15 protein-coding genes are annotated in these 15784 nt (G+C 65.3%); 7 read left to right on the top strand and 8 right to left on the bottom strand.

Features of this window, described 5'->3' with window-relative positions:
- Positions 1-22 precede the first annotated feature (22 nt).
- On the top strand, positions 23-667 hold the full coding sequence (locus tag OIE68_RS10960) for a pentapeptide repeat-containing protein (RefSeq protein WP_327099274.1): 645 nt from the start codon (positions 23-25) through the stop codon (positions 665-667).
- Here OIE68_RS10960 and OIE68_RS10955 read toward each other — a convergent pair.
- Positions 664-2043, bottom strand: coding sequence for a bifunctional lysylphosphatidylglycerol flippase/synthetase MprF (locus OIE68_RS10955; protein WP_327099273.1), 1380 nt, complete (start codon positions 2041-2043; stop codon positions 664-666). The two genes, OIE68_RS10960 and OIE68_RS10955, sit on opposite strands and share 4 nt — an antisense overlap.
- 520 nt (positions 2044-2563) lie before the next feature.
- On the opposite strand from OIE68_RS10955, the gene OIE68_RS10950 reads away from it, so the two are divergent.
- The gene (locus tag OIE68_RS10950) at positions 2564-3424 is read left to right on the top strand and encodes an SDR family oxidoreductase (protein WP_327099272.1); all 861 of its coding nucleotides are present in this window, start codon (positions 2564-2566) and stop codon (positions 3422-3424) included.
- 131 nt (positions 3425-3555) lie between these two features.
- Here the strand turns inward: OIE68_RS10950 and OIE68_RS10945 are convergent, their stop codons facing one another.
- Complete coding sequence (locus OIE68_RS10945; protein ID WP_327099271.1) at positions 3556-4656, bottom strand: Gfo/Idh/MocA family oxidoreductase; 1101 nt, start codon at positions 4654-4656, stop codon at positions 3556-3558.
- A gap of 83 nt (positions 4657-4739) precedes the next feature.
- Between OIE68_RS10945 and OIE68_RS10940 the strand changes: the two genes are divergently transcribed.
- The 4 genes from OIE68_RS10940 (at position 4740) to OIE68_RS10925 (ending at position 7730) form a co-directional block, all read left to right on the top strand.
- Positions 4740-5363: a TetR/AcrR family transcriptional regulator gene (locus OIE68_RS10940; RefSeq protein WP_327099270.1), complete on the top strand. Its 624-nt coding sequence runs from the start codon at positions 4740-4742 to the stop codon at positions 5361-5363.
- 177 nt (positions 5364-5540) lie between these two features.
- Positions 5541-5738, top strand: a complete 198-nt coding sequence (locus OIE68_RS10935; protein WP_327099269.1) for a recombinase family protein — start codon at positions 5541-5543, stop codon at positions 5736-5738.
- Positions 5732-6133, top strand: a complete 402-nt coding sequence (locus tag OIE68_RS10930) for a recombinase family protein (protein WP_327099268.1) — start codon at positions 5732-5734, stop codon at positions 6131-6133. The genes OIE68_RS10935 and OIE68_RS10930 overlap by 7 nt, the downstream gene beginning before the upstream one ends.
- 262 nt (positions 6134-6395) lie before the next feature.
- Positions 6396-7730: a serine/threonine-protein kinase gene (locus OIE68_RS10925; protein ID WP_327099267.1), complete on the top strand. Its 1335-nt coding sequence runs from the start codon at positions 6396-6398 to the stop codon at positions 7728-7730.
- Positions 7731-7748: 18 nt separating this feature from the next.
- On the opposite strand, the gene OIE68_RS10920 is transcribed toward OIE68_RS10925, so the two are convergent.
- The 6 genes from OIE68_RS10920 to OIE68_RS10895 form a co-directional block, all read right to left on the bottom strand.
- On the bottom strand, positions 7749-8090 hold the full coding sequence (locus tag OIE68_RS10920; protein WP_327099266.1) for a hypothetical protein: 342 nt from the start codon (positions 8088-8090) through the stop codon (positions 7749-7751).
- Between the two features lie 102 nt (positions 8091-8192).
- Positions 8193-10625 (bottom strand): ATP-binding cassette domain-containing protein, encoded by a 2433-nt coding sequence (locus OIE68_RS10915; RefSeq protein ID WP_327099265.1) that lies wholly within the window; start codon positions 10623-10625, stop codon positions 8193-8195.
- Positions 10626-10639: 14 nt separating this feature from the next.
- The gene (locus OIE68_RS10910) at positions 10640-11728 is read right to left on the bottom strand and encodes a hypothetical protein (RefSeq protein WP_327099264.1); all 1089 of its coding nucleotides are present in this window, start codon (positions 11726-11728) and stop codon (positions 10640-10642) included.
- A 9-nt stretch (positions 11729-11737) separates the two neighbouring features.
- Positions 11738-13201, bottom strand: coding sequence for a protein phosphatase 2C domain-containing protein (locus tag OIE68_RS10905; protein WP_327099263.1), 1464 nt, complete (start codon positions 13199-13201; stop codon positions 11738-11740).
- A gap of 6 nt (positions 13202-13207) precedes the next feature.
- Complete coding sequence (locus tag OIE68_RS10900; protein ID WP_327099262.1) at positions 13208-13942, bottom strand: vWA domain-containing protein; 735 nt, start codon at positions 13940-13942, stop codon at positions 13208-13210.
- Between the two features lie 12 nt (positions 13943-13954).
- Positions 13955-14473 carry a hypothetical protein gene (locus OIE68_RS10895; protein WP_327099261.1) on the bottom strand — a complete coding sequence of 173 codons (519 nt, stop codon included), beginning with the start codon at positions 14471-14473 and terminating at the stop codon, positions 13955-13957.
- Between the two features lie 406 nt (positions 14474-14879).
- Between OIE68_RS10895 and OIE68_RS10890 the strand changes: the two genes are divergently transcribed.
- Positions 14880-15749, top strand: a complete 870-nt coding sequence (locus OIE68_RS10890; RefSeq protein ID WP_327099260.1) for an IclR family transcriptional regulator — start codon at positions 14880-14882, stop codon at positions 15747-15749.
- The last annotated feature ends 35 nt before the right edge of the window (positions 15750-15784 follow it).

Raw genomic sequence — 15784 nt, 5'->3', positions numbered from 1 at the left:
TCGCCGAACCCGGAGGTCAACCGTGCCCAACGAACTCGAGGATCTGCCCTACGCGCGCTATCTCACGCCGCTGGAGAGCGATCTCGAACCCGAGGGCGACTACGACTGTGTGCACATCACCGGCGACGACATCGATGACATCGAGGCAGGCAATTCCAGGTTCTCCGAAACCGTCTTCACCTCGTTCGCGATCAACCGCGGCAGCCTCCGGTTCTCCCGCTTCACCGATGTCTGGCAGCGCAATGTGCGCTGGGTCGGCACCGACCTGTCCGATACCTCCTGGCAGGACGTCGAATTGATCGCCGGTGCGCTGTCGGGCGTCGATGCGGGCGGTGCCAACTTGCGTCGAGTGCGCTTCGAGGGCTGCAAATTCGACTCCGTGAACTTCCGCAAGGCCAAACTGCGTGAGGTGCAATTCGTCGATTGCGTGCTGCGCCACACCGACTTCGGTGATGCCGAGCTGACCAAGGTCACCTTCCCCGGCACCACTGTGGAAGGCCTGCTGATCAACCGTGCCCGACTGCAACAGGTCGACCTGCGCGGTGCGGCGCACCTCAGTGTCGCCGAGGGCCTCGATGCCTTGCGCGGGGCAACCATCACCCCGCTCCAACTGCTCGATCTGGCACCCGAATTCGCCAAGGCGATCGGTCTTACCGTCCGCGACTAATGCTGTTTGCGGTGCGGCACGAATTCCAATGTGAGCAGAGCCGCGGCAGCCAGTAGCACCTCGCGCCACCGGATCAGCACGAACCGCTGGTCCGACATCGCTTGAAACTTGCGCAGGAATCGGTACAGGGATTCCAGCCGGATCAGTGGATCACTCAGGTGCACGAGGACATAGATCAGCTTCCCGGTCCGCGAACGCTCCTTCTCGGCGAACAGCTCCGGGAAGGGGGCGAATGCCAGTGAGATCCGTTCGATGCCCTGCGCGCGGGCATGATCGACGAGATCGATGATCATCCGCTCGTCCAGTCCGTTCGGTGCATCCTTGCGCCGCCACGGCACATCCAAGCTCAGCTCGCGGCCCCGGCCGGAGACGCAGTAGCGCTGGAAGCCCGCCACGCGCCCGTCCGCATCCCTGGCCAGCACCAGCAGCATGCCGGGATTCCGCCCGTCCAACAGGTGGTCGAGGATCATCGAGAAGCCACGATTCTGCCGGCCGGTACGCCACTCGTCGACGATATCCAGCAGTTCGGCCCGCAGCGGTTCGGTCAGGTCGGTCTCATTGACGACCTCGGTGGTCACTCCGAAATTCTGGGTGCGGCTCACGCCTTGGCGCAGATTGCGGAAGGAACGCCCGACCATGGCGAATGTCCCGACATCGATGACCACATCGCGGCCGACCGGAATCGCGCGCAACCCCCGATGTTCGATCGCCCGATGCTGCCACATCTCGGCCAGATCCGGGCTGGCACCGAGCACCGCGATCCGCCAGCCGTGATTCGCCGCGAATTCGGAGAAGTCCGCGAGCAGTGCCGGGAAGTCGGCGCGATCGCCGATCGGATCACCGGCGACCACCGCGACCCCGAAGCGGGCCCGATAGCCGATCGCCGCACTCGAATTCACGTTGAAGTAATAGGACTTCGACGAATGCAGCGCGAAGGCGGCGAGTGGATCGCGGCGGGTTCGGCCGACGAGTTCGGCGACCCTATACAACTGCTCGGGCTGGGGCCGACTCGACTGCGGCAGCATCAGGATAAATCCGGTCGCGGCCAGGAAGACGAACCCGAAGCCCGGATGCGAGGCGCGATAGGCGGCGTTGGCGGCCGCCAGCACAAAGACCGCGATGGTGAAATGCGGCAACGTGATCGGCCGACGCAGATGCAGTCCGCGCACCACGAACAGTCCGGCGATCGAAACGGCGATGAACCAGCCGTGGTCCTCCCCGGGTGCGGCGCGACCGGCCTCGTAGACCAGCGCAACACTCATCAACAACAGGGCGATGGAGATCAGCGGGCGGATGGCCGGTGTGGTGGTGATCGAGGCATCGCGATACCCGGCGAGCGTGGAATTCCGTGCCGTCGTTTCGCGTCCCTCAGCCACGTCTGCCCCCCATTAGGCCGGCGGGTCCGAACAGGTTCCCCATGTGGTCCTCCCGATGATCCTGTACACGCAACAATATTGGGAACATGGGATGAGTGCTCGAACATTCCTGGCGCACCAAGATCATTGGAGTCCGCCAGTGTTCGCCCGGCAACCGCGCCATGCTGAAGCTGGTGCGTAGGCCTCGATCGGACCGGGGCGAGCGCGCCGTTGGCCGCTGCAATCGAGTATGCCACCGCAGTGAACACGGACAAGGGGCTTTTCGTGGCCATATTCCCGACCATCGGCCCTGGTATCTAATCGGCATCATCGCTTGTATATCGCCCCGGTGCCGGTCTTTGTGAACGGCAGCGATGCTCAGCCGGGTCGACATGAGCGCGATTCATGGTCGATAGCTATCGCTCAGCGAGCCGTGTATCAATCGCATCTCGGCATCTGTCGACCGGTGGCCAAATGTTGCGTCCGAGATGGATATCGCATCTATAGACAACAGTGTTCGTAATTGTCTATCGTTTGGTTCATGACGAAGTTCCACGGCACGAGCTGCCTGATCACCGGAGCGGCGAGTGGATTGGGGCGCAGTACGGCGCTGGCGGTTGTCGCCAAGGGCGCATCGGTCATCCTGACCGATATCGATGACGCTGGACTGCAGAACACCGCCGATGAAGTGCGCGCGCGAGGTGGCGTTGTGCACTTGGCCGCGCCCGCCGATGTCAGCGATTACGACGCCGTGGTGGCGCTGGCCGCGAAGGCGCACGCCGAGGTGGACAGCGTCGATATCGTGATGAATGTGGCAGGCATTGCCACCTGGGGGACCGTCGATCGGCTCACGCACACGCAGTGGCGGCGCACCATCGATATCGATCTGATGGGCCCGATCCATGTGATCGAGGAGTTCGTGCCGCGCATGATCGAGGCGGGGCGAGGTGGACATCTGGTCAATGTGGCCTCGGCCGCAGGTCTGTTCGGGCTCCCCTGGCATGCGCCCTACAGTGCGGGCAAGTTCGGCTTGCGTGGCGTTTCGGAGGTGCTGCGCTTCGATCTGCGACAGCACCGGATCGGTGTCAGCCTGGTCTGCCCCGGCGCGATGGCGACGCCGATGGTGGACAGCGTGGATATCGCGGGCGTCGATCGGCAGGGCGCGGCGGTGCAGCAGGCGGTTTCGCTGTTCATGCGGCATGCGGTCACGCCGGAACAGGCGGCCCGATCGATCGTGCGCGGGGTCGAGCGCAATAAGTACATGGTCTTCACCTCCCCGGATATCCGGGTCGGCTATCTCGCGCAGCGCTACTTCCCGCCGTCCTACAACCTCGCGATGCGCGGGCTGAACTGGGCGATGAGCCGCTATATCGACAAGGTGCCCGCGCCGACCGAGGTGTAACCGAGCACTCGGAACTCGCGGCGGCGACGCGCTTGCCGATCTGCACCGTGGCCTCCTGGTTGTCGTCGGCGGTGGTGCGTGCGGTCTCGGGGTGGATGTGCCATGGTTGCGATGAAGGCACAGGTCCTCGCTCAAGAGATCGACAACCGTGTCGCGGTGTCTGCCGAGCTGCGGATGGTGTCGAGCAGGCGGTGCATGCGGACCCCATCCTGGAAGGTTGGGACCGTCGTGGTGTCGGTCCGAACATCGTGAGCCACAGCCGCATACAGTCTTGCGACGTTGCCGACTTCGGTGCCGAACGGTTTGTCCGCCAGCGGATCGTCACCTTGCAGCGGCTGCCATTCACCTTCGCCGCGAGAACCCAACAGGCGCAGTTCGCTCAGCGAGATACCGCCCGGGCCGTTGGCGCCGGAGACGATCGCGAGATCTCCTGCGGTGCCCGAGATCTCGATCCTGGTGCGGCCGTTGGTGACCTTGGAGTCGTGGATGTGGGCCGAGATCACGACTCCCTGCGCCGTGACGGCGTCGAGCAGCAGATGATTCGGGCTGGTGACCTCGATTGCCTCACCGGTGTCCTCGATGACCGCATGCGGATGGCGAACGGCGAGCCGGGCCGACAGATCGGTGAAATCGCCGATCAGGTATTCGACCGCATCGAGCGTGTGCCCGCCGACGACCTCGACGACGCCCGCGCCTGTGCTCCGGTCGAGGGTGTAGGCAGCCCAACCCGGCACGTGCGTGCCCGCACCCATCTGACGTGCGCAGTACACGGTCACCGAAACAGGGCTCCCTACAAACCCTTCCGCGAGCAGTTGGCGGGCTCGCGCGACCGCCGGCGCATATCGGGTCTGCAGGCCGACCACATGGCGCACCCCCGCGTCCTCGGCGAGCCTGGTCAGCGATTCGGCCTCGGCGGCGTTCAGTGCAAGCGGCCACTCGCAATAGACGTGTTTACCTGCCGCCACCGCAGCACGGATCAGCTCCGCGTGCGCGGGCACCTTCACCGTGATCGCCACCAGATCGACCTCGGGATGCTCGGCCAGTTCACGAGGATCGGTGAAGGCATGTGCCGCGCCGAACAGCTGCCGCGCACGCTGTGCACTGTCGGCCCTGCTGGTGCCGACTGCGGTGATCCGGAAGTCCTCGAGCGCCTGCAACGCGGGAACATGTGCACGCACAGCCCAGCCCCGGTCGGGACTCGCGCCCACAATGCCTACTCGAATGGGATCCAATGGTCACTCCTCACATAAACGGACCTATAAAGTCCGTTTATACCCAAGCGGACCCGGTGAGTCCAGTTGCTAAGCTGGCGGATGTGACCAGTGCCGTAGACCGACTACTCTCCGGCGAGGGCGGTCAGATCCCCCGCGCTGATGCCCGCCGCAACGTCGAGCGCCTGGTCACCGCGGCACGGTCGGCATTGGCCGAGGTCGGAGTCGAAGTCACCGCGCAAGAAATCGCCCAGCGCGCCGGAGTCGGCAAAGGCACCTTCTATCGGCGAATCCCCTCGCGAGAGACGCTGCTGCAGGTGGTGTTGGAGGAAGTGCTGAGCGAGATGATCTCCACCGCCGATAGCGCGCTTGCTGACACCGATCCCTGGCGCGGGTTCACCGACTTCGCCTCCGTGTACGTGCGACTGCGCGCGGAAAGCTGTGGCGTCAATGAAGCGTTGGGCGGTGCCGGTATCCCGGGCCTGGATCGACTGCTTGCCGAAATACGCACGAGGATCAGGCGTCTGGTCGAAGCCGCGCAGTCCGCCGGGCGGATGCGGCGGGACATCGCCTGGCAGGACGTGGCGTTCCTGCTGGCCGGGGTCTCGACCGACTCGCATACCATTGGCCTTCAGGCCGACAGCGGTCAATGGAGTCGCAACCTGCGGATAGTCCTCGCGGGACTCAGCAACCACGACCGTTGCGAGCCGGCCGCCAAGTCCCGCTAGACCCGCCCGGTAACCCGATCTGTGCTGTTCCGTTAGCCGATCGGCCTACGGAACAGCACCGCCGCAGGATTCCGGCCCTGGTCACACTGTTCTGTAGAGCTGTTCCGCGAACCGTTCCGGTGAACCCCCCTCCTGTGGAACGATTTCCGACGTGATCGAGCCCTTCCGCGTCGGATAGTGCGTTGTTCCACCGACGAACAAGACGTCGAGATCCAAACCGAACAGCTGCTCGCCCTCGTAGTACCGCGCGAGCGGATCTTCATCGACAAGGGGTTCTCCGGCACCACCAGGAAGAACCGGACCGGCCTGGACAACGCGCTCACCGCGGTCGCCTCCGCCGCGGCCACCGGACCACCGGACGACAAGTCGTGCTGACCACCACGAAGTTCGACCGGTTCGCACGGAACATGGCCGAGGCCGGCGAGATCCTCACCAGCCTGCGCCAGCGCGACGTGCTGTTCGGGCTCGGCAGCCAGGTCTACGACTGGGCCGACCCGTTCGGCAAGCTGTTCCTGCAAACCCTCGCCATGGTCGCCGAGTTCGAGGCCAACCTCAACCACCTGCGCACCCGCGAGGGCATGGCCAAGGCCCGCGCGAAGGGCCGCCTCAAGGGCAAACAGCCGAAACTACCTCTCACAGCACGGAAAACGATCCACCGCCGCTACCACGACCCCCACGACGACGCGAGTCTGGCCGACCTCGCCCAGGAATACAGCGTCGGCCGCTCCACCATCCACCGCATCATCAGCGGCTCCACGCCGCGCGCGTAGCACCCATCAATTCGGAACCAGCAACCCGACATCGCTGCTGGTCGAGCCATTGTCGTTGTTTTCCGCGCGATGACTACCGGAACCCCGTTTCCTGCTTGGTGCCGCCGACCCACCAGTTGAGGCGGTCCGCCTCGGTGCCGTACTTCTCCGCCGAGTCGACGAGTTGCATACACCAACGGGGAACCAAATGTGGTCGGACAATGCCCTCGGACAGTGCTAAACTCCGAAAACTACGACAGCTCAGCGTAATCGGCGAGGGAGAATGCTGAGACCATTGTTGCCGGATGATCCAACGGCTATCGGTACGTTCGTGTTACACGGCCGCCTGGGCGAGGGTGGAATGGGTGTCGTATTCCAGGGATTCGGCCGGGATGGCACTGTGGTCGCGATAAAAATGCCGCATACCCAATTGGCGCGGGATCCCGAGTTCCGGGCCAGATTTCGGCAGGAGGTCACCGCGGCCCAGCGGGTGCACGGACGGCGCATCGCGGAGGTGGTGGACGCCGATATCGACGCCGAGCGGCCGTGGCTGGCGAATTCCTTCGTATCCGGGGAATCGATGGCAGAGGCCATTCGAGAACGTGGCGCGATGTCGTCGGCACAGCTCTACGATTTCGCGAGCGGGCTCGCCGAAGCACTCGAATGTATACACGGCGCGGATGTGATTCATCGGGATTTGAAGCCGGACAACATCATTCTGACGTGGGACGGCCCGCAGGTCATCGATTTCGGTATCGCCCGAGTTATCGATGCCACCCGCCTCACCGAACCGGGACGCATCATCGGGACACTGGCGTGGATGCCGCCGGAAATGCTCGGCAACCAGCAGGTGGGACCGCCCGCGGATATCTTCGCCTGGGGCGCGCTGGTCGCCTTCGCGGCCACCGGCCGGCCACCGTTCCACGCCGATACCCAGGCGGCGGTAATAGCGCGGATCATTCGCGACGATCCAGATCTCACCGAGGTGCCCGGCCGATACCGGCGCATGGTCCTCGCGGCGATGACCAAGGATCCCGATGCCCGGCCGACGGCCCGTGAATTGATGGATTTCCTTGCGGCACAAGCCAGGGACGAGCGGAGCGGGCGGCGCAGGCAAACGGTTGCGGAACCGGCCGATGAGGTCATCGCACCGAACGAGGAGGCGGACGAGGTCACCGCGGCCGACGAAGTCACCTCGCGCCGGCCCGACAGCGTGCCCGCATCGAATGAGGTCACCGAACTCGTAGCGGCCGAAGAAAGGCTGGTGCGGTCCACCGAGCCGCAACGTAGACGCTCCACGTCGCCACGCAACATTGTGGTTACCCCAGCCGATCGGCCTGTCATCAACCAGGTGCCGCCAGGTCCGCCGGCCCCCAAACGCGATCCAGATGCCCGAACACCGATGGTCGTGCTCATAACTCTTTTGTCGCTCTCAGGATTCGGCCTCGTATTGGGGCCGGTCGCGATCATGCGCGGACTCAGAGAACGAATTCATGCCCGACGCGCATTCGTCGCACCACCCGCATCGGCCGCACACTGGATCCGGCTCGGCTGGATTTCGATCGTGATATCAGTTGTGGCGCTCGTGATCACATTCCGGCTCATCGCACTACATTGATGATTCGCCGCACGCGGATCAGTTCTGCGATTCAGTCTCCGAATCGAAGGTGATACCGATCAGCTCGCCGGCCATATATCGCTCGCGCCGATTCACCACGAAGAATTCACAGACCGCAGACATGCGACCGGAGCCGGATTGCACATTCGCGGCACCAGGAAAGATCTGGGTGCCACCGCCTTTCGCGGGCAAAGGCCGGTAGGTCACCGGTAACTCCGCACCGTCCGCCGCACCGAATCCCAGGGAATCGATTCCGCTCAGCCATACGGTTTCTCCGGTGCGCAACTTGAATCCGGCACCATCGATCGTGCAGTACCACAGCGAATTCGGCTGGAAGGTGAACTGTTGGTTTGTCCGCAATGTAATGGTTCCGCCCGGAATCCGTCCGGTACGCACCGTCGTCGGACGCGTTCCGTCTGGCTCCGGCGACTGCTGGACCTGACGGGGTGCGGCGGACGAGCTCTATTTCAGGGCCATCAGCTGTCGCCGCAGCACCCGAATGGTCAATGCGGTGGCGACGATCGCGATCACGACAAGAACCGCCGCGGCCGTCTCGACGTGATGCAGATCGTGGGTCCAGATCAAATCGGCGAACGGCTTCTGCTGCCCCGGTGGCGGATCCGCCCCATCGGTGAGTCCGATATCGGCACCGAGCCCGGCCGCCGCCCACCGCGACGGCGCGGCATAGGCGAACGTCCGCAGTACCGCACCGGGCGTGCCTTCGAACGGCGGTGCGAGCCCGGTCATCACCACCTGCAGCGCCAGCACGCCCATCAGCACGAAAACCGCCTGGCGCAATGATTTCGAACATGCCGACACCAGCAGTCCGAGTGCCATCGCGGCCAGCGGCAGCGTAATCGCGAACAGCAGCAGACCGTAGGGCTGCGGCAGCACCGGTTTCGCGGGGCCGGACTTGATACCGAGGTATCCGATGGTCGATGCCACACCCAGCAGCACCGCGAGCGGTGTACAGGTGATCGCACGCGCCAACACCACCGACGCCGCCGAAATGCCCCAGCGCGCTTCGCGTTCGATGACCACGCGATCATCGACGATGGCTGCGAAGGATTGCGCCATCGAGAAGAAGGTGAGACAGACGATCAAAGCGATCATGACCGAACTGACCGCACGCGGATCACCACCGAGCCCTTTGTCGGAAGCGGCCGCACCGAGCATGGTGGTCAATCCGATGCCCGCGGCCGAACCCAGTGCGAGCGTGCGGATTCCATTGCGCTGGCGGGCCCATTCCCGGCCGATCAGGCGCGGCAGATGCCGGTGCAGGGAACCACGCATCGGCGCGGGGACCGCATGCTCGGCCGGTTGCGGGATCGAGGGTGCGGCGGGCTGCCCGGCCTGCCGATCGGTGCGCAACCGGTCCATCACCTCCGCGTAGCTGTCGACGCCGAAGGCGCCCAACAGGTCACGGGGTGGCCCGAAGAAGCCGAGTCGCCCGCGCCCGGTCACCGCGAGCACCTTGTCGGCGCAGTCGACATTGACCATCGAATGGGTGACGACAATGACCGCGCAACCGGTTTCGGCGACCACCCGCAACCGCTGCATCATGGCGCGGTCCAAGCCCTCGTCCAAGCCGGAGGTCGGCTCGTCCAGTACCAGCAACTGCGGATCGCTGAGCAATTCCATGGCCGTCGAGACGCGCTTGCGCTGACCGCCCGACAGCGTGTCGATCCGCTTGCCGACCTCACCCGCAAGCTCCATCTCGGCGATCACGGTGTCGACCCGGGCCGCCCGTTCGGTTCGGGTGGTATCGCTGGCCGTGCGCAGGCCCGCAACCCACAGCAGTGCGTCGCGCACCGCGAGGTCGCCGAACATGGCGGGCTGTTGCGGCACAAAGGAAACCAGATGACTGGCCTGCATGCGGGAGGCGACCAGGTCGACTTGCCCGAGCCGCAACGAGCCGGCCGCCAGCGCGACCTCGCCGAGCAGCCCGGCGCACATGGTGGACTTCCCGGCCCCGGACGGTCCGATGACGGCGAGGACCTCGCCGCGCCCGAGTTCGAAGGTCAGATCGCGCAACGTGGGTTCGGTGCGACCCCGATATCGCAGGCTCACCCCGTCGAAGCGCAGCAGCGGCTCCCGCGCGATCACGGCGGCAGGCACCAGTGTCAGCTGCGCCGGGCCCGATACTTCGAAGATGTGGTGTGCCAACATGAATTGCTCGCCCACCCGCAGCCGGGCGTGCAGTACGGGCTTGCCGTCGACGAACGGACGTGCGTTGGTGGCGAGTCCACGCAACTCCACAGCGCGCCCGGTCCAGCGCACTGTCGCATGTCGATGTGCCAGATCCAGTCCAGGCAGGGCGATTTCCGCGTCACCGCCCTCGCGGCCGATGGCGAGGACCCGATCACTCGGCACCGACCAGGATCCCGGGCGTCCGGGGGCTGGCGGGACGGATTGTCGCGGGGGAGTCCGATCGACAACCGGCGGTGATTGCGGCGGCGCATCGATGATCGTCCGGTCCGCGGCATTGACGACGCGCGCTCGCCGAGGAGGCGTCTGCGGTGGGCTGCGTTTCGGTTGTGGTGGGTCCGCCGGGGCCGATGGCCGCGGCGTGACATTCCCACTACCATCCGCATTCGCTACTACGAGGCGAAATATCCGACCGCGCACCACGATCCGCAGTTCGTGCACTCCCACACCCTCGATCGCCGTCCAGTTCCGTGGGCCGATCGGCACATCATCGAGGGTCGCCTCGATCGTCGGATCCACGGCGCGGATGGCCCATCCGTTGACATGTCGGAACCGAAGCCACTGGCCTGCCGGTCCGTCGTCGCTGACCGAAATGTCGGCGCCGGATCCGGAGCCGAGGGAATGGGTACGCCCGGAGATCCGGTGGCGGATCGCACCGGTGGTGAGCAGGAGTGCAGGTTCGGACATCGGTTCGTTTCCGATCAGGCGAGCGCGATAACGATGGTGAGCAGCACGAGGAACAGCGCGACCCACGCGAGGACCACCATGGGTGAAATGCCCTGGGATGGTGCACTACTCGTCGGTGTGGGCACGCTGAACCCGGCGAAGTGTGCAGCGCGAGTGTGCTCGTTCCAGGGTTCGCGCAGCGCGAAGTCGGTCCGCCGATACACCCGACCGTCCGGGCGCACCACCGACTGCCAGGCCAGCGCGAGCGCCCGCAGATCCGCCGAGGTCAGATCCGGGTGCGGGGTGGTCAGCAGCCGGTCGACCTTCTGGAAATCCCCGCTGGGCAGCAACTGGGCGTACTGCCGATAGTCGAGCTGATTCGCGGCCAGATCCTCGGCGAGGCAACGAATCATCAGCAGTGCGAATTTGAACAGATCGGTGGTCGCGGTGAACTGCTGCACCGGATACGGGGGCCGCCACGGCAGCGGATCCAATCGCGGGGTCGCCCCGCGGCCGCCGATAAGGAAGGAATCGCAGTCCAGGAAGTAATTGTGCGCCGAGACGATACCGTCGACCGGGCGCGCGTCGGTGGTCAGAATATTGTTCGGCTGCAGATCCCCGACCACGATGTCGTTGTCGTGCAGGAACTGCAGATCCACCAGCAACTGCCCGAGCCGCGCGATCTTGTGCGGGAAGTCGAAATAAGTGTGCCGGCGCTTCTGCGCATCCGACACCCGCACCGCGACCCGGGTGAAGGCGCGCGGCTGCGGCCCGGTGTGCGATTCGAAGAAGAATTCGCGCGGGGCGAGCGGCATGAGAGTGCCTACCACCGTTTGGTTTTCGACGACCACGGCATGCGGCCACGCACACAGCTCCAGCAGCCGCTTCCGGTCGTCCTGATCCAGCCGGTGCGGCCGGCCGATCAACTCGCGCAGCACCTCCGGCTGCAATTGGCGCACCGTATCCCGGTCATAGCGCTTGAAGGCGACCGACACCTCATCCGGTGTCGTACACCGCCACACCTGCGCGGAACCGCCCTCACCCAACGGGAAGTCGCCCACGATGCGCAGTTCGTCCACGCGGTACTCGGTACGACCGGCTGCCGACCACCCCGGCATTGTCATTGCCCCCACCTACCGTCTTTCCAGGGCGGGCCCGCGCCCGCGTGTCGGCCAGGCCGCAACGATGGTGCGGTCATCGTGCAGGCCGGGCAGGTCGAAGCCGACGAGCTGACCGAAAACATGCTCGGCGGGCCGCGGCCCGGCGATCTGCGGCAGCAGCGTGGCGAATTGTTCGGGCACCAGCCGGATCGCATCCGCCATCCCGTCACTGGCCAGCACCACCATCAGATTCGACGGCACGAACGTGAGTCCGGCGATCACCCGATCAGCATCGCGTGGCAGTGACGGCGTGACATTGCTGATCATTCCGCGCTTGGTCGCGTGCTGGGTAAGCCATTTGGTGGCACCGGAATTGAGATCCACCAGCAGCAGATCGCAATCGCCGACGGTCGCCCAGGCCAGCGGATAGCCGTCCGCCGATACCGGACCGAGCGCGGCGAAGGCCAATGTGCAGGCCGGGATCGAGGTGCGCTTGTTATCGCCCGCGCCGTGCGGGCTGCGGTAATCGAGCTCGGCGGCCAGTTCGTCGACCGACCCGGCGTCGAGTTGGGCGGCGACCTTCGCGGTGATCTCCGCGGCGAGCGGCTCCCAGGTGGACGGATAGCCGATGCGATCGAGCGAACTCGCGTACCGGTGCAGCAGCGTCAGGCAGGCGCGGGTCGCGCGCTGGGCGGCGGCATGGGAATTGGCGGCCGAACCGAGCCCGTCGGCGACCGCGAGGTAGACCCAGCCGCGATCCGGATCACCGCCGATGGCGTAGGCGTCCTCGCGGGTGTTGCCGTCCTTCGCGTGCGAAAGTCCCACCTGCGTCGCGGCATACACGTCGTAGCGGCCGCTGCGGCCACGGTCGACCGTGAGTCCGCTCACGCCCGAGGTGGTCAGGGCGGGCAGTTCCACCGGACGGGCGGACTCGGTGTGCTCGGGGTCATCTCGACGCGCGGTCTCCTGGTGTTCGGGTGCCCGGACATCAGCTCCAGGTCGCACCAGCAGGACCGCGGCTCCGGTCGCCGTCGCGGCCAGGAAACAGATGAGAGCTGCTGGCAGCCACGATCCGGAGTCCTTGTGTGCGGGTGCGAGGATCGAGACCATGAGCAGATCACCCGCGGTACCGGAAGGGCGGACGTTCACTTCGTTACCGTCGACATCGCGCACCATCTGCTGCCCCGACGGCGGTGTGAACCCATGCGGGAGCTTGATGGGGGCCCCCGAGATCAATACACAGGTATCGCCCGCCTTGTTGACCAGTTGCGCCCGCACCGGCGAATTCGATATGGCGACAGCGGTTTCCGGCTTCGCGGCCGTCGCTGGGCAGCCGGAGACCCCGGCATCGACCACCTTGGCGACCGCGTCCGTCGTCGTCCACTCGTCGGCATCGTTGTCGCCCAGGAACTGCACGATGATCGACAGCACTGCACCCAGCAGTGCGATCCCGGCCACCAGCAGAATGGGTCGGCGGCGAAACGTGTCCAGCGTCATGACTATTCAGTCCAGTTCCCGCATACCGAGGGGCGTACGGAACAGGAACCTGCCCTGCCCGACACTGCTGCTGATCGAGAACTTGATGCTGTTGATGATGGCGCGCAACAGATCGCCTGGCGCCACACTGCCCTCGGCGACACAGGCGACGCCGACCGGATTGCGTGAGCGCAACTGCCGCACCGTGTCCTCGCGCACATCACCGATGCCGAGGGCCACCACCACCGGGCGGAACGGGTGGCCGGGCGCCTCCAGTCCGGCACGTACCGGCACCCAGACCTCGTCGGGCTGGAATTTGCCGCGCACCTGCGGATTTCCGTCCGTGAGGAAGAAGATCACCGGCGTGTAGGTGTCCAGTCGGGCGCTGGCGAAACGCTTGTGGTCGCCGCGCAATTGCCGGTCCAGATAGCGGAATACGTCCGCGTAGTCGGTTGCGCCCTGGCGTGGCAGCGCCGGAATGGACGGGTCGACCCGCAGCGGGGTCAGCGGCAGCACCGCGACGGCGGAATCACCGAAGGCGACTACCGAAAGATGTGCGGTGTCATAGGTGGTCGGATCCTCCTCCAGCACATTGAGCATATCCGGCAGCGCCTGCTCCACCGTCTCCAGCGGCGTGATCTTCTGGTTGGTCCACCCGGGATCCCACATCGAACGGGAGACGTCGCAGACGACATAGAACGGGAACACCCGGCTGGCGCTCACTCCGGCCTGGGTGAGTTTGAAACGAGTATCCTCACGCATACCTGGCTCCGATTAGTTGGAAATTTCTGCGCGGCACAACATTCCGCGGGCGGTGGACTGTTGATCGGCGACGACCTTGCCGTCGACGGTGATCTTGCAGTGGGCCGCGCCGACGGGATCGGGCGTGCCCTCGATGAAGACGACGAAACCGCTGGTCCGGTTGCTGACCAGGGTGCGCGAGTACGGCAGTGTCGTGGCGCCCGCAGCGAGGTAGCTGTTGGCGCCGTCGCTCCAGCTGAGGTCGCGGACCTTGCCGCTGCCGGTCACATCGAAAACAACGGTGTGCTTTGTGGTCTTCGCCGGTGTCCCCGTGGGCCCGGTCGGGCCGGTGGGGTCGATTACACGGGAATTGTTGTTCGCGTTCGAATTGCCCTTTCCACCAGACGGTCCGGTGCTCTTGCCGGTGGGTTGATCCTGATCCGAGGCCTGATCCCCATGCGGCAGATGGATATCGAGATTCGATCCGCCGACGGCAAGGAATACCGCGGCCGCCGCAACCACCGCGAGAACGGCGGTGAGTAGGTACTTCACTGGGTTCACTTTCCTGCGCGCCGAGCCCGGTGGACGGGACCTGGAATCAGCGTCCGGCAAATCCGGTGCGGAAACATCCCCGCCGTATCACTGAGTGACACGTTCATCGAAATTGGCTGTGCGTGCATTGATTACGGTCGCCTCGGGGTGCGACGCTGGAGGGTTGGATAGGGGTGCGTTAGGGGTCGGTACCGAACACGGGTCGGTACGTTTCGTGCCCCCTGAGATTTGCGGCACCGACCAACGAATAACCAACGGCCGTCCAATGTGGTATCGGTTTGACACCCGTGGCGATGCGGTCGCACACTCATCGCAACCGCGCATTTCTCGCGCGGCCGGTTCCCAATTCCCGAGAAGGTCGACATGATGTGTCGCCGCTGTGCTCCGGTCGCCTCGGCGGTGCGATATGCCCGATGACAAAACCGTGGTGGGGCGCGCCGTCGCGATTATCGAGGCGGTCGCCGATTCCCGGGATCCGGTGTCGCTGGCCACCTTGACCAAGCACACCGGCATTCCGAAACCCACCGTCCGCCGCATTGCCAACGATCTGGCCCGACGCGGCATGCTCGAACTGACCCGGGATGGCTATCGCGCGGGCACGCTGCTGATCTACCACGGTTTGCGCGCGGCCCAGCAGCACGGTTTCGTCCTCACCGCGCAGCCCTACATCCAGGACCTGTATATGCGCACTCGCGGCGAAATCGTCTGGTGCGCAAGCCTGTACGGTGGTGAGCTGACCCTCAACGGTTCGGCGTTCGGCCGCAACTACGCCGAGGTGATGAAGCGGCAGAACTGGCCGAGCATGGCCTCCTTCGGGCCGAGTATGGTCCTCACCGCCGCGGGGCGGCTGCAGATCGCCGCGCACGAAGAACAGGCCGAACAGATCCTCGCCATGCGCTGGCCACCGCTGACCCAGTATTCGGTGACCGATCCGCGCAAACTGCGGGCACTGCTCGACGAGGCCCGCGACACCGGATTCGCGCACGAACGTGAGCAAACGGCGGTCGGTTGGAGTTGTGTGGCATCGGCGGTACGCGACAGCTCGGGTGCGTTGATCGGCGCGATCGGGATCACCGGCCGCAGCGCCGTTCTCGAACAGCGCAGTCTGCATACCGGATTGGTGCGCTCGGTGGAATCGCTGCAGCACGAGCTGCGCGAAGACAAGTCGGCGGGCCTACCGCTGGGCAAGCCGTCGAGGTCTTTCGGCGATATCTTCACCCAGTACCCGCGCTGGACTCCCAGCCTCGCACCGCTGCTCGATGTGACCTCGGATTGACCTCGGATTTCGATACCCCCGGCGCGATGGGCAGC

The sequence above is a fragment of the Nocardia vinacea genome (genome assembly GCF_035920345.1).
GTDB classification, from domain to species: domain Bacteria; phylum Actinomycetota; class Actinomycetes; order Mycobacteriales; family Mycobacteriaceae; genus Nocardia; species Nocardia vinacea_A.
This window is presented reverse-complemented; position numbering and strand designations above follow the sequence as displayed.